The 25,848-nt window shown below is 61.7% G+C and carries 24 protein-coding genes; 7 read left to right on the top strand and 17 right to left on the bottom strand.

Going from position 1 to position 25,848, the window contains the following annotated elements; translation table 11 throughout:
- The first annotated feature begins 108 nt into the window (after positions 1-108).
- The 3 genes from AB4Z35_RS20040 to AB4Z35_RS20030 all read left to right on the top strand — a co-directional run bounded on the left by AB4Z35_RS20040 (position 109) and on the right by AB4Z35_RS20030 (position 3,941).
- Positions 109-1,230: a sugar diacid recognition domain-containing protein gene (locus AB4Z35_RS20040; RefSeq protein ID WP_442098914.1), complete on the top strand. Its 1,122-nt coding sequence runs from the start codon at positions 109-111 to the stop codon at positions 1,228-1,230.
- A gap of 282 nt (positions 1,231-1,512) precedes the next feature.
- Positions 1,513-2,673 carry a glycerate kinase gene (locus AB4Z35_RS20035; RefSeq protein WP_442098912.1) on the top strand — a complete coding sequence of 387 codons (1,161 nt, stop codon included), beginning with the start codon at positions 1,513-1,515 and terminating at the stop codon, positions 2,671-2,673.
- Positions 2,674-2,753: 80 nt separating this feature from the next.
- Positions 2,754-3,941, top strand: coding sequence for a pyridoxal phosphate-dependent aminotransferase (locus tag AB4Z35_RS20030; RefSeq protein WP_442098911.1), 1,188 nt, complete (start codon positions 2,754-2,756; stop codon positions 3,939-3,941).
- Between the two features lie 207 nt (positions 3,942-4,148).
- On the opposite strand, the gene AB4Z35_RS20025 is transcribed toward AB4Z35_RS20030, so the two are convergent.
- The 8 genes from AB4Z35_RS20025 to AB4Z35_RS19990 form a co-directional block, all read right to left on the bottom strand.
- Positions 4,149-5,126 (bottom strand): 2-hydroxyacid dehydrogenase, encoded by a 978-nt coding sequence (locus AB4Z35_RS20025; RefSeq protein ID WP_442098959.1) that lies wholly within the window; start codon positions 5,124-5,126, stop codon positions 4,149-4,151.
- 21 nt (positions 5,127-5,147) lie between these two features.
- Positions 5,148-6,446, bottom strand: coding sequence for an MFS transporter (locus AB4Z35_RS20020; RefSeq protein ID WP_442098909.1), 1,299 nt, complete (start codon positions 6,444-6,446; stop codon positions 5,148-5,150).
- Between the two features lie 103 nt (positions 6,447-6,549).
- Entirely contained in the window at positions 6,550-7,536 is a 987-nt protein-coding gene (locus tag AB4Z35_RS20015; RefSeq protein WP_442098908.1) for a sugar kinase, read from the bottom strand.
- Positions 7,529-8,311: a sugar phosphate isomerase/epimerase family protein gene (locus tag AB4Z35_RS20010; RefSeq protein ID WP_442098906.1), complete on the bottom strand. Its 783-nt coding sequence runs from the start codon at positions 8,309-8,311 to the stop codon at positions 7,529-7,531. The genes AB4Z35_RS20015 and AB4Z35_RS20010 overlap by 8 nt, the downstream gene beginning before the upstream one ends.
- A 163-nt stretch (positions 8,312-8,474) precedes the next feature.
- A complete protein-coding gene (locus AB4Z35_RS20005) occupies positions 8,475-9,500 on the bottom strand; it encodes a LacI family DNA-binding transcriptional regulator (RefSeq protein WP_442098904.1) in 1,026 nt (341 codons plus the stop codon).
- Positions 9,501-9,652: 152 nt separating this feature from the next.
- Complete coding sequence (locus AB4Z35_RS20000) at positions 9,653-10,294, bottom strand: DUF1345 domain-containing protein (RefSeq protein WP_442098902.1); 642 nt, start codon at positions 10,292-10,294, stop codon at positions 9,653-9,655.
- Positions 10,295-10,477: 183 nt separating this feature from the next.
- Entirely contained in the window at positions 10,478-13,576 is a 3,099-nt protein-coding gene (locus tag AB4Z35_RS19995; RefSeq protein ID WP_442098901.1) for a multidrug efflux RND transporter permease subunit, read from the bottom strand.
- Positions 13,577-13,591: 15 nt separating this feature from the next.
- Positions 13,592-14,749: an efflux RND transporter periplasmic adaptor subunit gene (locus AB4Z35_RS19990; RefSeq protein WP_033052416.1), complete on the bottom strand. Its 1,158-nt coding sequence runs from the start codon at positions 14,747-14,749 to the stop codon at positions 13,592-13,594.
- A gap of 294 nt (positions 14,750-15,043) precedes the next feature.
- Between AB4Z35_RS19990 and AB4Z35_RS19985 the strand changes: the two genes are divergently transcribed.
- On the top strand, positions 15,044-15,745 hold the full coding sequence (locus AB4Z35_RS19985) for a response regulator (RefSeq protein WP_442098898.1): 702 nt from the start codon (positions 15,044-15,046) through the stop codon (positions 15,743-15,745).
- Positions 15,746-15,749: 4 nt separating this feature from the next.
- The gene (locus AB4Z35_RS19980; RefSeq protein WP_442098897.1) at positions 15,750-17,048 is read left to right on the top strand and encodes an ATP-binding protein; all 1,299 of its coding nucleotides are present in this window, start codon (positions 15,750-15,752) and stop codon (positions 17,046-17,048) included.
- Between the two features lie 179 nt (positions 17,049-17,227).
- Here AB4Z35_RS19980 and AB4Z35_RS19975 read toward each other — a convergent pair whose 3' ends face one another.
- The 8 genes from AB4Z35_RS19975 to AB4Z35_RS19940 form a co-directional block, all read right to left on the bottom strand.
- Entirely contained in the window at positions 17,228-17,989 is a 762-nt protein-coding gene (locus AB4Z35_RS19975; protein WP_442098895.1) for a transcriptional regulator, read from the bottom strand.
- On the bottom strand, positions 17,989-18,471 hold the full coding sequence (locus tag AB4Z35_RS19970) for an RNA polymerase sigma factor (RefSeq protein ID WP_442098958.1): 483 nt from the start codon (positions 18,469-18,471) through the stop codon (positions 17,989-17,991). The genes AB4Z35_RS19975 and AB4Z35_RS19970 overlap by 1 nt, the downstream gene beginning before the upstream one ends.
- A gap of 66 nt (positions 18,472-18,537) precedes the next feature.
- Entirely contained in the window at positions 18,538-19,080 is a 543-nt protein-coding gene (locus AB4Z35_RS19965; RefSeq protein ID WP_442098893.1) for a tetratricopeptide repeat protein, read from the bottom strand.
- 395 nt (positions 19,081-19,475) lie between these two features.
- Positions 19,476-20,429 (bottom strand): D-2-hydroxyacid dehydrogenase family protein, encoded by a 954-nt coding sequence (locus AB4Z35_RS19960; RefSeq protein ID WP_442098891.1) that lies wholly within the window; start codon positions 20,427-20,429, stop codon positions 19,476-19,478.
- A 13-nt stretch (positions 20,430-20,442) separates the two neighbouring features.
- The gene (locus tag AB4Z35_RS19955; RefSeq protein WP_442098889.1) at positions 20,443-21,468 is read right to left on the bottom strand and encodes an alpha/beta fold hydrolase; all 1,026 of its coding nucleotides are present in this window, start codon (positions 21,466-21,468) and stop codon (positions 20,443-20,445) included.
- A gap of 315 nt (positions 21,469-21,783) precedes the next feature.
- Positions 21,784-22,218, bottom strand: a complete 435-nt coding sequence (locus AB4Z35_RS19950) for a YqaA family protein (protein ID WP_442098887.1) — start codon at positions 22,216-22,218, stop codon at positions 21,784-21,786.
- The gene (locus AB4Z35_RS19945) at positions 22,218-22,664 is read right to left on the bottom strand and encodes a DUF411 domain-containing protein (protein WP_108228253.1); all 447 of its coding nucleotides are present in this window, start codon (positions 22,662-22,664) and stop codon (positions 22,218-22,220) included. Before AB4Z35_RS19945 ends, AB4Z35_RS19950 begins: the two co-directional genes overlap by 1 nt.
- A gap of 198 nt (positions 22,665-22,862) precedes the next feature.
- Complete coding sequence (locus tag AB4Z35_RS19940; RefSeq protein WP_442098885.1) at positions 22,863-23,858, bottom strand: aldo/keto reductase; 996 nt, start codon at positions 23,856-23,858, stop codon at positions 22,863-22,865.
- Between the two features lie 117 nt (positions 23,859-23,975).
- Here AB4Z35_RS19940 and AB4Z35_RS19935 point away from each other — a divergent pair, with 117 nt between their 5' ends.
- Together AB4Z35_RS19935 and AB4Z35_RS19930 are read left to right on the top strand one after the other, a co-directional pair.
- Complete coding sequence (locus tag AB4Z35_RS19935) at positions 23,976-24,902, top strand: LysR family transcriptional regulator (protein ID WP_442098883.1); 927 nt, start codon at positions 23,976-23,978, stop codon at positions 24,900-24,902.
- Between the two features lie 181 nt (positions 24,903-25,083).
- Complete coding sequence (locus AB4Z35_RS19930) at positions 25,084-25,272, top strand: hypothetical protein (RefSeq protein WP_442098881.1); 189 nt, start codon at positions 25,084-25,086, stop codon at positions 25,270-25,272.
- Between the two features lie 8 nt (positions 25,273-25,280).
- On the opposite strand, the gene AB4Z35_RS19925 is transcribed toward AB4Z35_RS19930, so the two are convergent.
- Complete coding sequence (locus AB4Z35_RS19925; RefSeq protein WP_442098879.1) at positions 25,281-25,652, bottom strand: fe2+ zn2+ uptake regulation protein; 372 nt, start codon at positions 25,650-25,652, stop codon at positions 25,281-25,283.
- Positions 25,653-25,848 lie beyond the last annotated feature (196 nt).

Raw genomic sequence — 25,848 nt, 5'->3', positions numbered from 1 at the left:
TCTCGACCACCCTCAGGGTGGCTGTCTTTGTGCCTGAGCACAGGGTTTGCAACCAAGGCCTGTGCGGGTGAACAACCCGTTCCATCACTGTCTTCAAGGATCACTTGTATGTTCGAACTCGATCACGACCTGGCCCAGGACATCGTCGACCGGGCGATGGCCATCCTGCCGTACAACGTCAACGTCATGGACAGCCAGGGCCTGATCCTGGGCAGCGGCGAGCCGGAGCGGGTCAACACCCGGCATGAAGGCGCGCAACTGGTATTGGCCAACGGCCGCGTGGTGGAGATCGATGCGCAGACGGCGATTCATCTCAAGGGCGTGCAACCGGGCATCAACCTGCCGTTGTTGCTTGATCAGCGCCTGATCGGTGTACTGGGTATCACCGGCGAGCCCGAGCAACTGCGCACCTACGCCGAACTGGTGCGCATGACCGCCGAAATGCTGGTGGGCCAGCGCAACCAGCAGGCCGAACAGCAATGGCGGCGCCAGCGCTGCGATGATTTGCTGGCGTTGCTACTCAGCGAAGCCGGGGATTCTCCGCGACTGGTCGATGAAGCGCAGCAGTTGGGCCTCAAGCCACAGATGACCCGAGTGCCGTACCTTTTCGAGCTGGGCCTGGAGCACGCACCCGGGCAAACCGTCGAGGCACTGAGTGCCTGGTTGACGACCCGTCACCCCGACAGTTGGTGCGTGAGCTCGGCCAAAACTTCGTTGCTCTGGTGCCGGCCGGCCAGCCAGTCGGTCGAGAACGAGCGCTTGCTGGACAAACTCGACGGCCTGGGCTGGAACATCCTGCGCATAGCCGTGGGTGGTCAGGCCGATGGGCTGGCGGGTTTGCGCCGCTGCTATCGCCGGGTCGGTGACTTGCTGGCCTATGGTCGCGATGTGTTGCCGCGCTCCAGATTGCTGACGCTGACCCGCTATCGGCTACCGGTGATGCTCTGGCGCCACCGCAACGACGACGCCCTCGACGAATTGCTCAGCCCGCTGCGCAAGGTCATTGCCAAGGACAGCAATGGTCAGTTGCTGGCGACCCTGCGCAGTTGGTGCGAACACGACGGCCAGAGCCAGGCCTGCGCCGATGCCCTGGGCATTCATCGCAACAGCCTGCGTTATCGCATGGAACGGATTGCCGAACTGAGTGGAGTTGATCCTCTACGCCTGGACGGCATGCTCGCACTGTACCTCGGCGTGCAATTACTCCCACAAACCGACGTCAACCCGTAGCAGCTGCCGAGCCTGCGAGGCTGCGTTCGGCGCGGGCCGCGTTCGGACGGAGCCGTCGTCAATTCTATGCATGCGGTTTTCCTGAAATACCGTAGCGTTTGAATTCACGACGGCTATGCCGCCGAACGCAGCCTCGCAGGCTCGGCAGCTGCTACGGGTGAAGGTGGCAGGGAGAAGGTTTTGTGGAAATGAACAATAATCCTCAAAGCCGCTTGTGCAGCGGACCGGCGTTATTGTTCATGCCTGCTGGCAGCATGGGGACATTGGAACTGGAGAATTCCCATGAAAATCGTGATCGCCCCCGATTCGTTCAAGGACAGCCTCAGCGCTCAAGGCGTGGCCGATGCCATCGCGTTGGGGCTGGCGCAGGTGTGGCCGGATGCTCAATTGATCAAATGCCCGATGGCCGACGGCGGGGAAGGGACTGTCGAGTCGATTCTTGCAGCGTGCGAAGGCGAACTGCGCCGCACCCTGGTTCGCGGGCCGCTGGGGCCGACGGTGGATGCTGCCTGGGGCTGGTTGCCGCAGAGCCACACCGCGATCATCGAGATGGCCGAGGCCAGCGGTTTGCAGTTGGTCCCGGTGGCTCAACGGGATGCGTGCATCAGCAGCACCTTTGGCACCGGACAATTGATCCGTGCCGCGCTGGATGCCGGTGCACAACGGGTGATCCTGGCGATTGGCGGCAGTGCGACCAATGACGGCGGCGCCGGTGCCATGCAGGCCTTGGGCGTGAAACTGCTGGACGCTCAGGGGCAGACGCTGTCACCAGGCGGCCTCGCCCTTGGGCAATTGGCCCGCGTCGACCTGAGCGAGATTGATCCGCGTCTGGCGCAGGTACGCTTCGACATCGCGGCTGACGTCAACAACCCGCTGTGCGGCCCCCACGGAGCCTCGGCGATTTTCGGCCCGCAAAAAGGCGCCTCGCCCGCGCAGGTCGAACTACTGGACCGCGCCCTCGGACACTTTGCCGACCATTGCGCGACTGCCTTGAACAACGACGTGCGCGACGAACCGGGCAGCGGCGCGGCGGGTGGCCTGGGGTTTGCCGCCAAAGCGTTCCTGGGCGCGCAGTTCAAGGCCGGGGTCGAGGTGGTTGCCGAACTCGTGGGCCTGGCCGACGCCGTTGCAGGCGCCGATCTGGTGATCACCGGCGAAGGGCGTTTCGATGCGCAAACCCTGCGCGGCAAGACGCCGTTTGGTGTGGCGCGTGTCGCCAGGCAGCACGACGTGCCGGTCATCGTCATTGCCGGCACGCTGGGCGAGGGTTATCAGGCGCTCTATGAACATGGCATCGACGCTGCGTTTGCCCTGGCGAGCGGGCCGATGACTCTGGAACGGGCTTGTGCCGAAGCACCGCGCTTGCTGCGTGAGCGGGCGAACGATGTGGCGCGGGTGTGGCGGGTGGCCAGGGCCCAGGTGCGGATCGGGCCCGAAGAATAAAGAGCATCCCTGCAATAGTGGCGCATTTCCTGAATTGAGATAGGGTTGAGGCTGGAGCACCCGCGCGACAGGAGAAAGACATGCGCTATTCAGCCTTGACTCAACGAATCGCCGGTGACGGAGCGGCGGCCTGGCAGATTCACGATCGAGCGCTGGCGTTGCGCGAACAGGGCGTCGATGTCTTGCTGCTGTCGATCGGTGACCCGGATTTCGACACGCCGCAACCGATTGTCCAGGCGGCCATTGCCAGCCTGTTGGCCGGTAATACGCACTATCCTGAAGTGCGCGGCAGTCGAGGGCTGCGCGACAGCATTGCTAGCCGGCATCGGCACCGTAGCGGTCAGGCGGTGGATGCCGAACATGTGATCGTCTTTCCAGGCGCGCAGTGCGCGGTGTATTCGGTGGCGCAATGCCTGCTCGATCCGGGCGATGAAGTGATAGTCGCCGAGCCGATGTACGTGACTTATGAAGGCGTGATCGGCGCTTGTGCGGCCACAGTGGTCCCGGTGCCAGTGCGCCCGCAGAACGGGTTTCGCGTCGACCCGGCGGATGTCGCGGCACGGATCACACCGAAAACACGCGCCATCCTGCTCAACAGTCCGAACAATCCATCCGGCGCCAGTTTGTCACTGGCGAGCTGGCAGGAGCTGGCGGCGCTGTGCATTCGCCACGATTTGTGGCTGATCAGCGATGAGGTCTACAGCGATCTGTTGTACGAGGGTGAGCACATCAGTCCGGCGAGTCTGCCGGGCATGGCCGAACGGACGGCGACGATCAACAGCCTGTCCAAGTCCCACGCCATGAGCGGCTGGCGAGTGGGCTGGGTGATCGGGCCCAAACCCATGGCCGGGCATCTGGTCAACTTGTCGCTCAGCATGTTGTTCGGTATCCCGGATTTCGTGCAGAACGCCGCGCAGTTGGCGCTGGACCGGGACCTGCCGGAAGTGGCCTCGATGCGCGAAGAGTATCGCCAGCGTCGTGACCTGGTGTGTGCAAGTCTCGATCATTGCGCCGGTCTGCGGGCGATCCGCCCCGATGGCGGCATGTTCGTGATGGTCGATGTGCGCCCCACCGGGTTGTCGGCCCAGCATTTCGCCGAGCGGCTGCTGGAAGGGTACGGTGTGTCGGTATTGGCCGGTGAAGCCTTCGGGCCGAGTGCGGCGGGGCATATCCGCATCGGCCTGGTGGTCGATCGGCCGAAACTGGCGGATGCCTGCCGGCGCATCGTGCTGTGTGCCACGGACCTGCTCGAAGCACGCCGCGCCTGATGCCACCACTCGGCCCGTAGCAGCTGGCGAAGCCTGCGTTCGGCTGCGTAGCAGTCGTGAAATCAGACCACGCGGTGTTTCAGGTAGACCTCGCACTCAGGTTTTACGACTGCTGCGCAGCCGAACGCAGGCTTCGCCAGCTGCTACGGGGGATGCGGTACGGGGCCGGGGGTATTGGACCATCCGATAAAGGATTATCTAACTTCCTCAACCCTGCCACGCTACCCCATTCACCAGGTTCACCGGCCGCTCACCCGCCAGCGCCGCCAGCAGATTGTCCACCGCACACTTGGCCATGGCTTCCCGCGTTTCATGGGTCGCCGAGCCTATGTGCGGTGTCGCTACCACATTGTCCAGCTGCAAGAGTGGCGAGTCGGGATTCAACGGCTCGCGCTCGAAAACATCCAGTCCCGCCGCGCGAATCTGGCCCGTACGCAACGCCTCGATCAGCGCCGCTTCGTCCACCACCTTGCCCCGGGAGATGTTGATGAAGATGCTCTGCGGGCGCATCAGGGCGAACTGTTCGGCGCCGATCAGGCCTTCGGTATCCGCGGTCAGTGGCAGCGTCAGGCAGATGAAATCCGCTTGTTGCAGCAGTTCGGGCAGGGTCCGGTACTGCGCATTGAAACGCTGCTCCACCGCCGGTTTCGGCGAGTGGCTGTGATAGATCACCGGCATGCCGAAACCGCAATGCCCGCGCTGGGCCAGTGCCTCGCCGATGCGGCCCATGCCGATGATGCCCAGGGTCTTGCCATGCACGTCGCTGCCGAAATGCGTGGGGCCGATGTTGCGCTGCCATCCGCCTGCGCGAACAAGGTTCGCCAGTTCCACCACGCGCCGGGCCGTGGCCAGGATCAAGGCGAAGCCGGTGTCGGCGGTGGTTTCAGTGAGCACGTCCGGCGTGTTGCTGAGCAGGATGCGCCGCTCGCTCAGGTAGTCGATATCGTAGTTGTCGACGCCCACCGAAACGCTGGCAATGGCTTCAAGGTTCGGCGCCAGGTCGAGCAGTCCGGCATCCAGTTTCAGGCTGGCGCCGAGCAGGCCGTGGGCGCGGGGCAGGGCGTCGCGCAGCTTGGCCAGGCCTTCGCTGTCGAGGTTGTCGATCAGCGTCACTTCGGTCTGCTCGTGCAGGCGCGCCATCAACAGCGGCGAGAGTTTCTTGTACAGGACGACCTGTTTTTTCATGGTGTTCATCTCGACATCAATTCAGGAATGGGCTGTGGCGGTGCGCGCTACAGTAGCTGTGGGCCGCTCCCGGTCGCTGGCACCGGGCTTGAGGAAAATCGTCAGTACCACCGAGAACATCAACGCGCCGCTCATCAACAGGTACGACGCACCCGGCGAGCCGGTGGAGCTGTTCAGGTAGCCGACCAGCCAGGAGCCGCCAAACGAACCGAGGGCGCCCATGCTGTTGATCAGCGCCATGGCGCCACCGGCGACGTTGGCCGGGAGGATTTCCGGGATGATTGCGAAGAACGGGCCGTAGGGCGCGTACATACAGGCGCCGGCAATCACCAGCAGCGTGTAGGACCACCAGAAATGCTCGGCACCGAGGGCATAGGAGCCGTAGAACGCAATCGACGCGATCAGCAGCGGCGGCCAGACGAAGCGTTTGCGTTTTTGCAGCTTGTCCGAACCCCAGGACACCAACAGCATGCCGATCACTGCCGCCAGGTACGGCAGCGCGGAGAGCCAGCCGGCCTGGACCATGTCCATCTGCGCGCCGGCCTTGAGGATCGACGGCAGCCAAAGCACAAAGCCGTAGACGCCGATGCTCCAGCAGAAAAACTGCAAGGCCAGGATGACCACTTTCGGCGAGCGGAAGGCTTCGGCGTAGTTCTTCACGGCCTTGATGCCAACCTGCTCGGCGGCCAGTGCGCTTTCCAGATCCTGCTTTTCCTGATCGTTGAGCCATTTGGCTTGTGACGGACGATCATCGGCCAGACGCCACCAGATGAAAGCCCAGAGCACTGCCGGCAAACCTTCGACAATGAACATCCAGCGCCAGCTGTAGTGCTGCACCAGATACCCCGACACCACCGACATCCAGAGCATGGTCACCGGGTTGCCGAGAATCAGGAAGGTGTTGGCCCGCGAGCGTTCGGCGCGGGTGAACCAGTGGCACAGGTAGATCAGCATCGCCGGCATCACCGCGGCCTCGACCACGCCGAGCATGAAGCGAATGACGATCAGCCAATAGGCGTTGGAGACGATACCAGTCAAAGTCGCGAGGCTGCCCCAGAGGATCAGACTGACGAAAATCAGCTTCTTCACACTGTGTTTCTGCGCGTAGATCGCGCCAGGCACCTGGAAGAAAAAGTAGCCGAGGAAGAACAGCGCGCCGAGCATCGACGACAGGCCCGGTGTGATCATCAGGTCGGCGGCCATCCCGGAGGCGGCGGCAAAGCCGTAGTTGGCACGATCCAGATACGCCAGGCTGTAGGTGATGAACACGATGGGCATGATGTACCACCAGCGGCGGGTGGCGAGCGTTGCGGTTTTCATGAGTGGTGCTCCTGAGCTTGTTGTTTTTGTCGCAGCAGGTAACGGGTTGTTATTCAGTGCCTGTACTGGCCTCATCGCGAGCAAGCTCGCTCCCACATTGGATCTACGTTCGACATAAATCCCCTGTGGGAGCGAGCTTGCTCGCGATGGCGGCCTCAAATTCGCTGACCATTTCGGATCGGGTAGGCAACCCCTCCATATCCCCCCGACTCTGCACCGCCCGGCTGCCAATCCAGTTGGCGCGCTTCACGGCGTCGGCAAAGCTATGGTTTTCCAGAAGTGCGCTGATCATGCCCACGGCAAAACCATCGCCGGCGCCCACCGTATCGACCACCGTTTCCACCGGCACCCCGGCGACGAAACCGGCATCCAGGTGCGTGCGGTAATAAGCACCGTGCGGCCCCAGTTTGATCGCCACGGCTTCGGCGCCCTGGTCGAGGTAGAACGCGGCGATGTCCGACGGGTCTTCGAAACCGGTCAGCAAGCGACCTTCACTCAACCCAGGTAGCACCCAATGGGCGAGGGCGGCGAGGCGGTTGATCTCGGTGATCATTTGTTGCTCGCTGGCCCACAGGCCGGGACGCAGGTTCGGGTCGAAGGACACGCTGCGCCCGGCATCGCGCATGCGGGTCATCAATTCGAACGACATCTGCCGGGCCGTTTCCGACAGCGCCGGGGGGATGCCGGTGGCGTGCAGGTGCCGGGCCTTGAGCAATTCGGGGACGATCGAGTGCGACGACAGGTGACTGGCCGCGGAGCCGCGCCGGAAGTACTCAACGGAGGGATCGCTGCCATCATCCGTGCGGGACTTGAGTTGAAAACCGGTGGGGTGGGCAGTGTCGATGTCGACGTGACGGCAATCCAGGCCTTCTTTTTCCAGGGTGTCGACAACGAACCGACCCAACGAATCGGCCCCGACCCGGCTCAACCACGCCACCTTGAAACCCAGCCGCGACAAACCGATCGCAACATTGCTGTCTGCCCCGGCGATGCGTTTGTGGAAAGCGCTGACCTCGGCCAGGTCGCCAGCCTGCTCGGCGACGAACATCGCCATGGTTTCACCGAACGAGAGGATATCGATCTCAGACATGAGCGCTCTCCAACTGCCATTGGCCGAGGTGAGCGAGGGCGGCCACATGTTCGCGGGTCAGTTGCACCAGGTCATCGCCTTGCAGCGGATATTCCGCTGCCCGCATAACGCCTTGGGCCATGTGCCTCAGCAGGTGTTCCCACTGTTGCAAGTCGCTGGCGGCCGGCGGAATGGCGACCAGCTTGCCATCGGCGCGACGGGTGACCGCTTTGCAGTGCACATAGCCGACGTGGCGTCCGAGAAGCCGCGCGGCGCTGCCGGCGGACTGGTCCTGCCAGTGCCAGTTGCCGATATCGAAAGTCATTTTGATCGGCAGCTTGTGCTGTTCGACGTCCGCGAAAAAACGCTGGAACGGCTCGATGCGACCACCGTGCAAGGTCTGGTCGTTTTCCACCAGTAACTGCACGGGGCTTTGCCCGAGCATGCGGGCGAGGGCCTGCAAGTCGCAGTTGTCTGTGAAATAGCCCAGCGACACTTTCAGCCAATTGGCGCCAAAGGCCCGGGCACGTTGCAAGGCGGTGATCAGCTCGGCGTTGGGTTTCGATTGGCCGGCCAGCCACAACTCCATCGGTGAGGAGTAGACACTTTCCAGACCCTCGGCCTGGGTCGCCTCCGCCAGTTGCGCGGGCACTTCGCCGGTCAGCAATTCTTCGCGCCATTCGATGCGCGTGGCGCCGGCGGCGGCCAGTATTTCGATGAAACTGCCTTGGCCGCGTTGGCGCACAAGGTCGGCGCCGTAGCTCGACAGGCTGATGGAAACAGCTGGTTTGTTCATTGTTGTTTTACCTCTGAAACCGGTTTCATTTTTGTTCAAAAAAATAGTGGGTGATCTTGATGGCCCCTTCGCGAGCAAGCCCGCTCCCACATTCGACCGCATTTCTTCTGACGGAACTCGATCAAATGTGGGAGCGGGCTTGCTCGCGAATACGCCAGACCAGTCAACGCGAATTCCCAAAAGTCGACCCTCTAACAATCAACCGCGCCGAAAAATCCAGAGTCCTTACCGCCCCGTCATCCCCGCGCAACCGCTTGAGCAAACACTCAAACGCACTGGCGCCAATCTCGGTGGTCGGTTGGGCCAGCGCGGTTATCCCGCTACCCACCAACGGATACCAATCCAGATCATCCAGAGCAATCAGACCCACATCCTCGAACAGCTTGCACTTGAGCTCACGCAACGCATGGGTGCAGGCCAGCGCCGCAATCCCGTTCGCGCAAAACAATGCTTTCGGGCCAGGGCCGGGCGTGTCGAGAAAGGTTTTAAGTTGTGCGGTCAGTTCGCTGCCGGTTTCGATGATCGTCCCGTTGAGCGTCGGGCGCTGTGCGATCTGCGCCTTGAAACTGCTGACCCGCTCGATCCGCGAACTGGTGCCGTCAAAGGGTTCGGTCACCATCAGCACGTCGTGATAACCGCGTTGTTCAAGATGGACGATGGCCGTCTCGACGGCGGCCGGGTTATCGAGGCCGACCATATCGCTTTCCAGGTCCTCGACCTTGCGGTCCACCAGCACCAGGGGCATTTCCCGGTGCAGTTCGTGCAACTCGTCACGGTGATGGCCGAGCGTGTTCACGATCAGACCTTCGATGTTGTACGAGCGCAGCAAGGCCAGGTGCTGGCGTTCCTGCTCATCATCGCGGTCGGTGTTGCACACCACCAGGCTGTAGCCGTGCTGACGGCAGGCGGTTTCCACCCCGTGCATCACGGCAATCGAATAAGGGTTGCGGATATCGGCCACCAGCATGCCGATCAGGCGGGTACGCCCGCGCTTCAGGCCTCGGGCCATCTGGTTCGGGCGATAGCCCAACTCCGCAATCGCCTGCTCGATGCGTTGGGCAATGGCATCGGAGAGCAGGGCGCGGTCTTCGCCGATGAACCGCGAAACGCTGGCCTTGGAGACCTTGGCGTGTTCGGCCACGTCGAGCATGGTCACGCGGCTGCGCTGGGCGGCGGAGAAATCGTTCACGGTCTGAAACCTTCTTATTGGATTTATGAGGTTTGCGCATTGCGCTGAAACCGGTTTCAGAAGACACCAAAACCAAATGCCTCGTCAAGCCCCTGAGTCGATTTATACCGACGGGCGGATTCAGGACGATGACTGGAACGTTTGTGCAGTTGTCAGTTGAACAGCCCGGCGGCAATGTTGATCGAGAATCCAAGGATGGCCGTGTTGAACAGAAAACCGATCAACGATTGCGCCAGTACAATCTTGCGCAACTCCCGGGTCGCCACGCCGACATCGGAGGTTTGCACCGCCACGCCGACGGTGAACGAGAAATACAGGAAGTCCCAGTAATTGGGCGTCGTCAGGCCTTCGGCGAAGCGCAATGCCGGCTCCTTGCCGCTCCAGGTGTAGAACAGTCGCGCGTAATGCACGCTGAAAATCACCCCGATCAGCAGCCACGAGCCGATCACCGTCAGCGCGGTGAAGCCGTAGTGCAACAGCTTGCGCGTGGTTTCCAGTTCCTTGCTGCCCGCCAGTTCGAAGGTGATGGTCGCCAGACTGGCCAGTGCCGCGACGCACACGATTGCCAGCACCAGCCCGGCGTTTTCGTCCTCGATTTCGGCGATGCGTTTTACGTCAGTCGCTTTCGAACGCACGGTGAGCCAGAACATCAGCAACAGGTAGATCCAGACGCCGGCATTCCAGCCGAAGAGGATCTTGCTGATCAGCGAATCGGCCGGAGCCAGAATGCCCACCGCGATGCCCAGCAGGATGGCGGCGGACAGGCGAGGGTGGGTGTGGGTGAGGAAGGACATGGAGGCTCGATGGGGTTGGGGCTATGCAAACACCTTAGCCCAGGTGACCCCATTCTTGAAATCACTGAGATCCCTTGTGGGAGCGGGCTTGCTCGCGAAGACGGACTGTCAATCAACACGGATGTCGAATGTGACGGCTTCTTCGCGAGCAAGCCCGCTCCCACATTGGGACAGTGGTGTTGATCAGGTGTTTTTATGGCGCTTGCGCACGAGTTTCATCACCACCACAAAAAACACCGGCACGAACACCACCGCCAACGTCGCCGTGATCATCCCGCCGATCACCCCGGTGCCGATGGCCTGCTGGCTCGCCGAACTGGCGCCGGTCGCGATCGCCAACGGCACCACGCCAAGGATGAACGCCAGCGAGGTCATGACAATCGGCCGCAACCGCAGGCGTGCCGCTTGCAGGGTCGCGTCGATCAGGTCGTGGCCTTCGTCGTACAGGCTCTTGGCGAACTCGATGATCAGGATCGCATTCTTCGCCGACAAGCCGATGATGGTGATCAGCCCGACCTTGAAGAACACATCGTTGGGCATCCCGCGCAAGGTCACGGCCAGCACCGCGCCGAGCACGCCCAGTGGCACCACCAGCAGCACGGAGGTCGGGATCGACCAGCTCTCGTACAACGCCGCCAGGCACAGGAACACGATCAACAGCGACAGCCCCAGCAGAATCGGCGCCTGGCTACCGGACAAACGTTCCTGCAACGACAGCCCGGTCCATTCCTGGCCCAGGCCGACCGGGCCTTGCGCCACCAACCGCTCGATCTCGGCCATGGCCTCACCGGTGCTGTGGCCAGGCGTCGGCTCACCGGAAATGCTGATCGCCGGGTAGCCGTTGTAGCGGGTCAGCTGCGCCGGGCCCTGAGTCCACGTGGCGTGCACGAAGGCTGACAACGGCACCATTTTTTCATGGGTGTTGCGCACGTGAATCTTCAGCAGGTCAGCTACCTGGCTGCGCTGGTCGCCCTCGGCCTGCACCACGACGCGCTGCATCCGCCCCTGATTGGGGAAGTCGTTGATGTAGGCCGAGCCTACGGCCGTGGACAGCACGTTGCCGACGTCGGCAAAAGACACGCCCAGCGCGTTGGCCTGCTTGCGGTCGACGATCAGTTGCACCTGCGGTGCTTCGGCCAGGGCGCTTTCGCGCACGTTCATCAGGATCGGGCTTTTTTCGGCCGCCGCGAGTAACGCGGTACGGGCCTCCATCAATTTTGCATGACCGAGACCGCCACGATCCTGCAGGCGGAACTCGAATCCGCTGGAGGCACCGAGGCCATCCACGGGCGGCGGCAATACGGCAAACGTCACCGCGTCCTTGATCTGGCTGAGGGCGACGTTGGCCCGGTCGGCAATCGAGCCGGCCGAATCGTCGCTGCCCCGCTCGGACCAGTCTTTCAGCGTGCTGAACGCCAGCGCCGCATTCTGCCCGCTGCCAGAGAAGCTGAAACCGAGAATCACCACGCTGTCCCGGATACCCGGTTCCCCGGCGTTGTGCGCTTCAACCTGCTCGGCCACCTGCACCGTGCGGTTCTTGCTCGCACCCGGTGGCAGTTGAATGTCGGTGATGGTGTAACCCTGGTCTTCCACCGGCAGGAACGACGAGGGCAGGCGACTGAAGCACAGCCCCAGCCCTACCAGCAGCACGCCGTAGATCAGCAGAAAGCGCCCGCTGCGTTTCAGTGCATAGGCGACCCAGCCCTGATAGCGCCCGGTCAGTTGCTCGAAGCGACGGTTGAACCAGCCAAAGAAACCGGTTTTTTCATGGTGCTCGCCTTTGGCAATCGGCTTGAGCAACGTCGCGCACAAGGCCGGGGTCAAGGTCAGGGCGAGGAATGCCGAGAACAGGATCGAGGTGGCCATCGACAGCGAGAACTGCTGGTAAATCACCCCGACCGAGCCCTGCATGAAGGCCATTGGAATGAACACCGCCACCAGCACCAGGGTGATACCGATGATTGCTCCGGTGATCTGTTTCATGGCCTTGCGCGTGGCGTCCTTGGGCGACAAGCCCTCGGTGGCCATGATCCGCTCGACGTTCTCCACCACCACGATGGCGTCGTCCACCAGAATGCCGATGGCCAGCACCATGCCGAACATGGTCAGCACGTTGATCGAAAACCCGAGCGCCAGCATCGTGGCAAAAGTGCCCATCAACGCCACCGGCACTACCAGCGTCGGAATCAGCGTGTAGCGGATGTTTTGCAGGAACAGGAACATCACCGCGAACACCAGCAGCATGGCCTCGCCGAGGGTGTAGACGACCTTGGTGATCGACACTTTGACGAAGGGCGAGGTGTCGTACGGGATCTTGTATTCGACGTTCGCCGGGAAATAGCGCGACAGCTCATCCATCTTCGCCCGCACCAGGGTCGCGGTGTTCAGCGCATTGGCTCCGGGCGACAACTGTACGGCGACGGCGGTGGACGGCTTGCCGTTCAGGCGCGTGGAAAACTGGTATTCCTGGCTACCGATCTCGACCCGCGCCACATCGCTGATGCGCACGGTCGAACCGTCCGGGTTGGCCTTGAGGACGATGTCGGCAAACTCTTCGGGGGTCGACAACTGGCCCTTGACCAGAATGGTCGCGGTGATTTCCTGGGTGGTGCGGGTCGGCAGATCGCCGATGCTGCCAGCCGACACCTGGGCGTTTTGCGCCACGATGGCGGTGTTGACATCCGCTGGCGTCAGGTTGAAGGCGAGCAGTTTCTGCGGGTCGATCCAGATCCGCATCGCCCGTTCGGCACCGTACAACTGTGCCTTGCCGACACCGTCCAGACGCTTGATCTCGTTCATCACGTTGCGCGCCAGGTAATCGCTGAGCGCTACGTCGTCGAGTTTGCCGTCGCTGGACGTCAGGGTGATCAACAGCAGGAAGCCGGAGGAGACTTTCTCCACCTGCAAACCTTGCTGGGTCACTGCTTGCGGCAGGCGTGACTCCACGGCTTTGAGGCGGTTTTGCACATCGACCTGTGCCAGTTCCGGGTTGGTGCCGGGCTGGAAGGTCGCCTTGATGGTGGCGCTGCCCAGGCTGCTCTGGGATTCGAAATACAACAGGTGATCGGCGCCGTTGAGCTCTTCCTCGATCAGGCTGACCACGCTCTCGTCCACGGTCTGTGCCGAAGCGCCCGGATACACGGCGTAGACTTCGATCTGCGGCGGCGCGACATCGGGGTATTGCGCCACCGGCAGTTGCGGAATGGCCAGCGCACCGGCCAGCAGGATGAACAGGGCAACCACCCAGGCGAACACCGGGCGGTCGATAAAGAACTGCGGCATAAAAAAGCGTCCTGCTTACTGACCAGTCACCTGGGCAAGTGGAAGAGGGGTGTCGTCGATCTGTACTTTTTCGCCGACGCGGGCGTGCTGCAAGCCCTCGATGACGATGCGGTCGCCCGCTTTCAGGCCAGCGGTGACGATCCAGCGATCATTCTGCACGGCACCCAGTTCGACCGGTTGCTGCCCGACTTTCTGTTCAGCGTCGAGCAGCAGCACCTGGGCGATGCCGGCGCTGTCGCGCTGGATGGCCCGCTGCGGCACGCTGATGCCCTGCCGGTTGACCGCTTGTTCCAGGCGTACGCGCACGAAACTGCCGGGCAGCAAGTCGAGGTCGGGGTTGGGGAACTCGCTGCGCAGGATGATCTGGCCGGTGCCCGGGTCGACGCTGATGTCGCTGAACAGCATTTTGCCCGGCAGCGGGTAGAGGCTGCCGTCATCCTGAATCAGCGTGGCCTTGGCCTGGTCCTGGCCGACCTGCTGCAACTGGCCGGAACGGAAGGCGCGGCGCAGTTCGTTGAGTTCGCGGGTGGACTGGGTCAGGTCGGCATGAATCGGGTTCAGTTGCTGAATCAGCGCCAGCGGCGTGGTTTCGTTCTGCCCGACCAGCGCGCCTTCGGTGACCAGCGCCCGACCGACACGCCCGGAGATCGGCGCGGTGACGGTGGCGTAGCCGAGGTTCAACCGGGCGCGCTCCACCGCTGCCTTGTTGGCGGCGACGTCGGCGGCGGTCTGCCGTGCGTTGGCCCGGGCATTGTCGTAATCCTGACCGCTGATGGCCTTGTCGTCGATCAACTGGGCGTAGCGCTGTTCCTGCAATCTGGCCTGGAACGCGTTGGCCTCGGCCTTGCGCAACGCCGCTTCGGCGCTGTCCAGGTCAGCCTTGAACGGCGCCGGGTCGATGCGGAACAACACATCGCCTTGTTTCACATCACTGCCTTCACGGAAGGTCCGCTGCAAGACCACGCCGGCCACGCGGGCACGCACTTCGGCCATGCGCGGTGCGGCAATCCTCCCGCTCAGTTCGCTGCTGATGGTCAGTGGCTGCGCTTCGATGGTTTCGATGCGCACCGTGGCCAACGGCGCCTGCTCCTCGGCGTTAGAGGACTTGTCACACGCAGCCAGTGTCAACGCCAGTGCAATCAGACTGAGCCTGGCAAGCAGATTCTTCGACATGTATTACCCCATTAAAGACTCCCGGCATCCTACCGGGCGAAGGCGAGGGTAGCGGTGAAGCTTTGTTGGTGCTGTGTGAAATTGTGTAAGGGTTTTACTCAGAGACGAGTGAGGGCGTATATCCTTCAGTCCTTGAATTTTATTGCACCTGTTCCGGCCTCATCGCGGGCAAGCCCGCTCCCACAGTGGTCAGTGGTGTTCACAGAGAGTGTGTCCACATCAAATCCCTGTGGGAGCGGGCTTGCCCGCGAAGAGACCGGCACAGACGCCACTGCTTTTTTCTGGAAACACCCAATGCCTAACATCCTCCTGGTCGAAGACGACACTGCCCTCGCCGAACTGATTGCCAGCTACCTGGAACGCAACGGTTATTCCGTCAGCGTGATCGGCCGCGGTGATCATGTGCGCGAACGTGCACGGCTCAATCCGCCGGACATGGTGATCCTCGACCTGATGCTGCCAGGCCTTGACGGCCTGCAAGTCTGTCGCCTGCTGCGTGCCGATTCGGCGACCTTGCCGATCCTGATGCTCACCGCCCGCGACGACAGCCACGACCAGGTCCTGGGCCTGGAAATGGGCGCCGACGACTACGTGACCAAGCCCTGCGAGCCGCGGGTGCTGCTGGCCCGGGTGCGGACCTTGTTGCGCCGCAGCAGCCTCAGCGAGCCGCAGACCGTCAATGACCGCATTCTGATGGGCAACCTGTGCATCGATTTGTCCGAACGCACCGTGACCTGGCGCGAGCAATTGGTGGAACTGTCCAGCGGTGAGTACAACCTGCTGGTGGTACTGGCCCGACATGCCGGTGAAGTGCTGAGCCGCGACCAGATCCTGCAACGCCTGCGCGGCATCGAATTCAACGGCACCGACCGTTCGGTGGACGTGGCGATTTCCAAGTTGCGGCGCAAATTCGACGACCACGCCGGCGAGGCGCGCAAGATCAAGACCGTGTGGGGCAAGGGTTATCTGTTCAGCCGTTCCGAGTGGGAATGCTGAGCCGATGTTCAGAATCCTCTTTCGTTTGTACCTGGTGACCATCGTCTCGTTCAGCGCGGCGATTTATCTGGTGCCGGATCTGGTGATCAAGGTCTTTCATGAGCGCTTCACTACCTACAACCTCGATTACTCCCGAGGCTTGCAAACCCTGATCGTCAAACAGTTCAAGGCCGTGCCGACCGAACAATGGCCGGCCTTGGCCGCAGACATGGACAAGGAGTTTCATCCGCTGCACATCGTCCTTAGCGGCAACGACGATGCGGATTTTTCCCTTGATGAGCAGCAGCGATTGCAGCGCGGCGAAAACGTGGTGCGGATCGGCGACTGGGGCTGGCGCACTTTGGCAGTGGCACCACTGAACGAGCGCAGCGTGGTGCAAATGGTCGTGCCGCCGGACCCGATGGACGTCAGCCTGTTGTACTGGAGCATCAACGTGCTGATCGGCGCGACCATGCTCGCGTGCCTGCTGCTGTGGTTGCGCCCGCACTGGCGCGACCTGGAACGCCTGAAAAGCGCGGCGGAACGCTTCGGCAAGGGCCACTTGAGCGAGCGCACGCAGATTGCCCCGAGTTCCAACATCGGCAGTCTGGCCAACGTCTTCGACACCATGGCCGGCGACATCGAGAACCTGTTGAACCAGCAGCGCGATCTGCTCAACGCAGTCTCCCATGAACTGCGCACACCGCTGACACGGCTGGATTTTGGCCTGGCGCTGGCCCTGTCCGACGACTTGCCGGCCACCAGCCGCGAACGCCTGCAAGGGCTGGTCGATCACATCCGTGAGCTCGATGAACTGGTGCTGGAACTGCTGTCCTACAGCCGCCTGCAAAACCCGGCGCGGGTTCCGGAGCAAGTCGAGGTGTCGCTTGACGAATTCATCGACAGCATTCTGGGCAGCATCGACGACGAACAATCCCCGGACATCGTCATTGACGTATTGCTCCACGGCCAGTTCGAACGCTTCAGCCTGGACCCGCGCCTGACCGCCCGCGCCCTGCAAAACCTGCTGCGCAACGCCATGCGCTACTGCGAAAAGCGTATTCAGATCGGTGTGCAGGTCTATGCCGGCGGCTGTGAAATCTGGGTCGACGATGACGGCATCGGCATTCCGGATGACGAGCGCGAGCGGATCTTCGAACCGTTCTACCGCCTCGACCGCAGTCGTGACCGCGCCACGGGCGGCTTCGGTCTGGGACTGGCAATCAGCCGCCGCGCACTGGAGGCCCAGGGCGGCACGCTGACGGTGCAAGCCTCACCGCTGGGCGGGGCGCGGTTTCGCTTGTGGTTGCCGACGTTGGTTTGAATCTGCGGTTAACTCTCACGTACTTCAGCGCTTCATTGACCCCGTGTCTGGCAAATCAAATCCGTAGCAGCTGTCGAGCCTGCGAGGCAGTCGTAGACTCAGGTAAACCGCACTCTCAGGGGCTGCGAGGACTGCGTCCTCGAACGCAGCCTCGCAGGCTCGGCAGCTGCTACACAGAATCAGACACTCAAGCGTGTGCGCAACAGCCTGGCCATCTCCTCCAGATCCGCCATCGGCTGATGCCCGATCAGCATCCAGGCGTGTTCCATATCGGCCCAGTACACGATATTCAGCTCGCGCCGCTGTTCCCGGGCGAAATGACGGCTGCCGCTGTTGGAGCGGGTGACGCACAGCGCCATGGGGCCGTGGGCCGGGTCGAGGTAGGTGATCTGGGCGATGGGGGCGCCGTCGTACTCGAGGATTTGCGCACGCTTGAACTCGGCACGGGGCAGGCTCAGTTTTGCCGGAGCGAGGTCGAGGCCCAGGCGCGCATCGATGGTCCGCAGTTGTGCCCGTTGCGCGGCTTCATCACTGGGTAAATGATCCAGGGTTTCCGGCACGTAGAGTGCCATGTAATCGGCCACCAGGCCGCGCCAGTTGTGTGTCTGCCGACTCGCTTGCCAGCCGAGGAATAAACGGTCCGCCAGCACGCCGCCAGCCAACAACCCGGCCGCTGCGGCAAGGAACCAGCGTCGACTAAGGCCGGGGCGGGCGGGTGAGGGCAGCGTGGCGAGCATGCCTTGCAGGCGATCCACTGGTGCCTGTCGGGCCAGTTCATCGTAGGCGTCCTTGAACGGCAGGCTGCTGCGATTCAGCCATTGCAGGCGCAGGCCGAGCATCGGATCGGCAATGATGGCCGCGTCGATGCGCGAGCGCTGCTCGGTATCGAGTTGATTGTCGAGGTAAGCCACCAGTTGTTCGTCCGAGGGTATCGCGTTCATCAATGTTCTCCTCGGTAGGGGGTGGGCACCGCGTGCAACGGCGGATATTCGGCCAGTTTTGCTCGTGCGGCGGCCAGGCGACTCATTACCGTGCCGATGGGCACTTGCAGCACTTCGGCGACTTCGCGGTAGGACAAGCCTTCGACGTAGGCGAGAAACACCGTTTCGCGCTGGGTCTCGGGCAACGCATCGACGCGGCGGATGACCTGCGCTGCCAATACGTGGGTCTGCGCCACGGATTCACCATCGAACGACAAGGCCTCATCGGCGTCCACGCAGCCCTGACCCTGACGCACCCGCCGGGCGCGGACTTCGTTGAGCCAGATCGAATGCAGAATGCTCAGCAGCCAGCGGTCCATGCGCGTCCCCGGCACGTATTGCCCGGCCCGTTCCAGCGCTCGCACGCAGGTGGCCTGCACCAGGTCATCGGCGACATGCCGTTGCCGGGACAGCAACAGGCCGTAGCGCCATAAACGCGCCAGATGCTGGTTCAGTTCCGTTCGTATTGCCTGATCGCTGGCGATGGCGACCTCCGTCCGCTCGGGTTGTCAGGTTTTTGATGAACCGTTGATGGCTTCGGCCAGGTCCTGGTACTCCTCGCACTGGGTGTTGCCGCAGATGGATTTGATCTGCTGCAGTTGCTCCTGCGCGAGATCCAGCCGGCCTTTGACCACATAGGCCTCACCGAGGTATTCGCGGACTTGCGCGTACTGCGGGTCGAGTTTCACCGATTGCAGGTAATAGCCGATGCCTTCGTCGGTGCGCCCCAGTTTACGCGTTGCGTAGCCGCGATAGTTCAGCGCTTTTGCCGTATTTGGCTGTTTCAGCGTGTCGAGCAGCGCCAGGGCTTCCTCATAACGCCCGACCTTGGCCAGTTGATAGGCATAGTTGGTGCGGTCTTCGTCCGGCAACAGGTTGCTGGTCTGCCTGACGCAGCGATGCGATCTGGTATCCAGTACCTGACCTTTCGGGCAGCTGGGTCTGGTGGGCATGTCGTCACCGCCGCCACCACCATTGGCAAGGGCGAGGGACCCGGATAACGCAACGGTCAGCAACAGCGGGGTCATCAGAACGGCAAAACGAATATTCATGGGCTTTGCTCCATAGGTTCATGGGGTTCGGTTCAGGTCGCGCCCTGCCAGATGCAGCGCATGGTTGAGACAGTCAACGGCTTGAACAATTGAAGGGGCCTGACTGCCCCGACAATCTCATGTTCATGGTTGATGTCTTGAGAACACCGCAGCCTGAACAATTATTCATTACGTTCTGGCGGTGTTTTCAAGGAAAGCTCATATCGGTTTTGTGCCTTACACAGCTTTGTGTGCGCTGAAGATCCCTGTGGGAGCGAGCCTGCTCGCGATGCGGAGTGTCATTCAACTTTGATGTCGACTGATACACCGCTATCGCGAGCAGGCTCGCTCCCACATGGGAATTTCGTCGAATACAAGATCTGGGCGGCGTTCCGACGAAGCATGATGACGCGGTATCAACCCAGCAGACGAATTGGAGCCCCTGCCGCCCAAGCCTGTATGCCCTCGATCATTTGCGAGAAAAACAGCTGGTAGTTCTGTTGGCTCACGTACCCGACATGGGGGGTTGCCAGCACATTGTCCAGGGTCCGGAGCGGATGGTAGGCGTGCAGCGGCTCATGTTCGAAGACGTCCAGGGCGGCACCGGCCAGCCGTTGTTTCTGCAGCGCCTTGATCAGCGCCGTTTCATCGACGATCGGTCCGCGCGCGGTGTTCACCAGTAAAGCCGTGGGCTTCATCCAGCCAAGGGCCTGTGCGTCCACCAGGCCCCGACTGCGCTCGCTGAGCACCAGGTGCACCGACAGCACGTCGGCCTGTTCGAACAGTTGCTGCTTGCTGACATAGGTCACACCGGCCTGCGCCGCACGTTCGGCCGTGAGGTTTTCACTCCAGGCGATGACGCGCATGCCGAACACCTGACCGAACTGCGCGACTTTCTGGCCGATGCTGCCCAGACCCAGGATGGCCAGCGTCTTGCCATGCAAGTCGCCGCCCAGGCCTTGTTGCCACTGGCCGGCACGCAAGGCATTGGCTTCGACCACCAGGTTACGGGTCGCGGCCATGATCAGCGCCCAGGTCAGCTCCGGCGCGGCGTGTTTGTAGCTGTCGGTGCCGCAGACCTGAATACCCAGCGCGGTGGCGGCTTTCAGGTCCAGGGCCGCGTTGCGCATGCCGCCGGTCACCAACAGTTTGAGTTTTGGCAGGCGGCGCAGCAGGTCTTCGTCGAAACGGGTGCGCTCGCGCATCACGCAGATCACCTCAAACCCGGCCAGGCGCGCGGCCAGGGACGGGTTGTCGGCGGGGTAGTCATGGAGAAAACTCACCTGGCCGACGCTGTCCAGTGCCGACCAGTCCACTACATCCCGCGCCACATCCTGCCAATCATCGATCACTGCAATCTGCACCGGCATCAGCCTTTCCTCTTCAACGCACGGGGTGGGTCTTGTTCAGCCAGGCAAGCAAAGCCTGGTGGAATTCTTCCGGTTCTTCCATCTGTGGCGCGTGGCCCATGCCAGGGAATTCGACCAGCGTGGACTGGGGAATCAGCCTGGCGACTTGTTTGCCGAGGACGTCGTAGTGACCGATCTTCGCCTTGACCTCGGGAGAGGCGATGTCACTGCCGATGGCGGTGGTGTCGGATGTACCGATCAACAGCAGGGTCGGTACTTTCAGGTCTTTGAATTCGTAGTACACCGGTTGAGTGAAGATCATGTCGTAGATCAGCGCCGAGTTCCACGCGACTTGCGTATGCCCCGGGCCCTTGTTCAGGCCGGCGAGCATGTCGACCCAGCGATCGAATTCGGGTTTCCAGCGGCCGCCGTAATAGGTGGTGCGTTCGTAGTTGCGGATACCGTCGGCGCTGAGTTTGAGTTCGCGTTCGTACCATTGATCAACCGTGCGATAGGGCACACCGAGGGCTTTCCAGTCTTCCAGGCCGATGGGGTTGACCAGTGCCAGTTGCTCGACCTGTTCGGGGTATTGCAAGGCATAGCGGGTGGCGAGCATGCCGCCGGTGGAGTGCCCCAGCAGGGTGGCTTTCTGAATGCCCAATGCCTTGAGCAATTGCTGGGTGTTCGTCGCCAGTTGCTGGAATGTGTACTGATAGTGCGCCGGTTTGCTTGAAGTGCAGAAACCGATCTGGTCCGGGGCGATGACCCGGTAACCGGCGTCGCTGAGGGCTTTGATCGAGCCGTCCCAGGTGGCGCCGCAGAAGTTCTTGCCATGCATCAGCACCACGCTGCGACCGTTGGCCTTGCCATGGGCAGCGACGTCCATGTAACCCATTTGCAGGGCTTGGCCCTGGGATTCGAAGGCGAAGTGCTTGAGTGTGTATGGATAGTCGAATCCTTGCAGTTCAGGGCCGTACGCCGGTCCTTCGGCGTGGGCGATGACGGGCAGGGCGGTGGTCAACAACAGGCCGGGCAACCAGCGGGGGAAAGTGCGTGACATGGGAGAACTCCATAGAAAGTCCGCCGATGCTGGATCGAGTCGATTAGGGCGACGTTAAACACAGGCAATCGCCGCTAATGCCAGTCGGTTAAGCAATTTCAGCCGCGACACCCTTTGTAGCAGCTGCCGAGCCCGCGAGGCTGCGTTCGGCTGCATGGCAGTCGTGAGTCCAGCTGACGCGGTCTGCCTGACGTACCGCAATGACTGATTTTACGACTGCTTCGCAGCCGAACGCAGCCTCGCGGGCTCGGCAGCTGCTACAGATCGCATCACCGCTTAACTGACTGGCACTAGGCAATCGCCGCCCTCGATGGTTCAACCCACCCAGCCCAGCGTCGCCACGGCCAGTACGCCATAGCGCGCGCCTTTGGCCAGGGTGACGATCAGCAGGAAGCGCCCCAATGGCTCGCGCATGACCCCGGCGACCAGTGTCAGCGGATCGCCGATCACCGGCAGCCAACTGAGCAGCAATGACCAATGGCCGTAGCGTTGGTAGTGCAGCCGGGCTTTTTCCAGGTGCCGGGGGCTCACCGGAAACCAGCGTCGGTCGCGGTACCGCTCGATCCCACGCCCCAACCACCAGTTAAGCAGCGACCCCAGAACGTTGCCGAACGTTGCCACCGCCAACAGCGCCCAGAGCCCATACCGATCACTGAGCAGCAGTCCGACCAGCACGGCTTCGGATTGCAACGGCAGCAGCGTGGCGGCACCGAATGCCGCGAAAAACAGCCCGAAGTACGCGCCGGACATCAATGGGCGGGGTAGTCCGCAACCACCACGTCAGTGCCGTCCTTTTTCAGACCGATGACCTGATAGGCATCGCTCATGCCGTCCATCTCCATGCCGGGCGAACCCATGGGCATGCCGGGCGCAGCGACGCCCAGCAGATCATTGCGCTTGCTCAAGGCCAGGACCTGGTCGGCCGGGACATGACCTTCAACGAATTTGCCGTTGATCAGCGCGGTGTGGCACGAAGCCAGACGCGGCGGCACGCCGTGCCGTTGCTTGAACTCACTCATGTCGGCTTCGACGTGGTCTTCGACCTTGAAGCCATTGGCTTCAAGATGGCTGATCCATTTTTTGCAGCAACCACAATTGGCGTCGCGATGAACCTCGATCGCAATGAGGTCGGCAGCCTGGGCCAGGGAGGAAATGAACAGGGCGCTCAGGGCGATCAGACGCAGTGGGTTTCGCATGGGATTCGTCTCGGCTAACGGGCAAAAAAAACGCATTCTGACCATTTTTCCGGGTCAGGTATTCATGGAGTGTTTCGAAGTACTACAAAGCTCGGCAGCTTGATCATCGTAGATCAACGCTGACAGGTAGATGAGGGATGCATTACAAAATTGTCAGGTCGGACCTTGAGCGCCGCCGGCGACGCTCAAGGGTGGCGCTTATCGGTCGAGCAGCTTCATGACCTCTTCCGGATAACGCAGGCCAGCGGTGGCATTCGCCCCAAAGACCGCCTCCAGCGCGTGCAGCTCTTCGGCGCTCAACGTCACCTGCAGTGCGGCCACGTTTTCTTCCAGGTACTTGCGTTGCTTGGTGCCCGGAATCGGTATCAGGTAGTCGCCCTGAGCCAGCACCCACGCCAGCGCCAGTTGGCCCGCCGTCACGCCTTTCTCTGCCGCCAGCGCTTGTACCTGTTGCACCAGCAGCAGGTTTTTCGCGAAGTTTTCGCCCTGGAAGCGCGGGCTGAAACGGCGGTAATCGTCTGCCGCAAAATCATCCGGACTTTTCAATGCGCCGGTCAGAAACCCTCGGCCCAACGGGCTATAAGGAACAAAGGCGACGCCCAGGCGCTGGCAGGCTGCCAGGCAACCGTTTTCTTCCTGATCACGGCTCCACAACGAATACTCGCTTTGCAGCGCACTGATCGGATGAACCTTGTGCGCTCGCTCCAGGGTCGCCGCCGAGGCTTCGCTCAATCCCAGATAACGCACCTTGCCGGCACTGACCAGTTCGGCCATCGCGCCGACGGTTTCCTCGATGGCCACCTGCGGGTCGATTCGGTGTTGGTAGTACAGGTCGAGGGTGTCCACGCCCAGGCGCTTCAGGCTGCCGTCGATGGACTGGCGAATGTATTCCGGTCGACCGTTGACGCCTCGGGCGGTGGGGTTGGCCGGGTCGCGAACGATCCCGAACTTGCTGGCCAGGAACACCTGATCGCGCTTGCCGGCAATGGCCTTGCCGATCAGCTCTTCATTGGTGTGCGGGCCGTACATATCGGCGGTATCGAGCAGGGTGACGCCCAGCTCAAGGGCGCGATGCAGGGTGGCCGTGGCTTCGCGGGCGTCGGTGCCGGTGGTGTAGAAGTCGGTCATGCCCATGCAGCCCAGGCCGATGGCCGACACCTGTGGACCGTTCTTTCCCAATTGACGTGTGTGCATGAAATCAGCTCCTTGTGAAGTGAATCGCCATTGTTCACCTCGACAGAAACAAGATAAACCGGCTAAAACAGCTATCACTATTCGTTAATTCTAAACAATCAGTCGGTGGAGCCAGTAATGGACCGTTTCAACGCCATGCGCGTCTTTACCCGAATCGTCGAGCTCGGTGGCTTTGCCAGGGCGGCCGACAGCCTGCAATTGCCCCGGGCTTCGGTGACCATTTTGATAAAGCAACTGGAGGCGCATCTGGGGGTGCAACTGCTGCAACGCACTACGCGGCAGATCAGCCTGACGCTCGACGGTGCGGCCTATTACCCGCGTTGCGTGCGCTTGCTGGCGGATCTGGAGGAGACCGAAGCGGTGTTCAGTGCTGCACGCCACAATCCCAAGGGGCTGCTGCGCGTGGACATGCCGGCGGGAGTAGGGCGCCTGGTGGTGATTCCGGCGCTGCCGCAATTCACCGCCCGCTATCCGTTGATCGAGCTGGAAATCGGCTTGAATGACCGGCCGGTGGACCTGATTCGCGAAGGTGTCGATTGTGTGTTGCGCGGTGGCGCTGCGCTGGACGATTCGCTGGTGGCGCGGCCGCTGGTGATGATGGATCAGGTGACCTGTGCCAGCCCCGACTATCTGCAGCGACATGGAACGCCAACGACCCTGGATGACCTGCGCGGGCATCAGGTCGTCGAGTATTTCTCCAGCAGCAGCGCAAAACGCTATGGGCTGGAGTTTGTCGTGGATGGCCAGGTGCGCCCGGTCGACCTGCCCAAGCAGGTGGCGGTCAACAGTGCCGATGGCTATCTGGCGGCGTGCGAGGCGGGATATGGTCTGGTGCAGACGCCGTACTATCACGTCGCCCGGCAACTGGAGGAAGGGAGTTTGTGTGAAGTGCTGAGGGAGGTGCCGCCACCGGGCATGCCAATGTCGGCGCTTTATCCGCCGCACCGCCAGTTGTCCCGGCGGGTGCGTGTATTTGTCGATTGGCTGGTTGAGCTGTGTGCCCGGCCCGGCAATGACTTTTACAGAAAGGATTCAGGACGTTGAGCAGCTATCAACGGTGCTGGTAGTAACCCGGTCCGCCATGGTTATCGCCGCAATGAAGCTAAAACTCTTCATCGGCTGTAACATGAGACCCCGCTTGTAGCGGCTTATCCCCGAAACAGGGTGAGCGCTTGGCATGCGTATCGATACAAACCGGATACATTTTCAGATTCAGGAACCCGCAATGACTCAGTCGCAACGTTTGAAATACTCGATTCTGATCTCCCTGATTGTGCTGGGGATCATGTTTGGCCTTTCCTGGTTGCAGAACACCGGCGTCATCAGCGAAAAAATGTTCCAGTACATCGCCATCGGCGTGGCGGTGATCGTGGTGGTCGTCAATGGTGTAATGCGCCGCAAGGTCAAGCCCTGATCATTCGATCATTGGTTGCGCAGGATGGCAGCAGCCTGTGGATGCAGGCTGTAGCTTTTGTCGGGGTTGAGGACAATCACGCCTTCGCTGCACAAGCGCTTTAGCACTTCACGCACGCTGAGAAAGGACAGAGGAACATCCAGGTCCAGCAATTGGCTGTGTACGCCACGCACACCCAGGCTGCGCTCGCTTTCGGCGGCGGTCAGCAGGGCATCGATGACTTTCAGGCGGATCAGGCTGGTTCGCAGGCCAAAACTTTTGAGCAGGATTCTGATGCGCTCGTTGCCGTGGCGATCGGTACGCGGCTCGAATACGTCGACTCCCTTGGAAGGACCCTTTGGCGCATTGCTACCGTCCGTTGGCAGTTGCGAGTTGTACATTGCAAAACTCCTTTTCAGAGCCTGATCAGGAAAAGTGGGCGCTCTTACGTGACTAGACGTATGAGCGCCCCAAATCATGAAGGCTCAAATGTAGAAAATTTGTCGCCGTCGTGTGATCAACCCGTGAGTCCTTGCGCAGTCGCGCAGTAAAACCCTAAATGACCCGAACTATCAGGTACAAACGATCAGTCAGCAG

The organism is Pseudomonas sp. KB_15 (genome assembly GCF_052114525.1).
Taxonomy (GTDB): domain Bacteria; phylum Pseudomonadota; class Gammaproteobacteria; order Pseudomonadales; family Pseudomonadaceae; genus Aquipseudomonas.
This window is presented reverse-complemented; position numbering and strand designations above follow the sequence as displayed.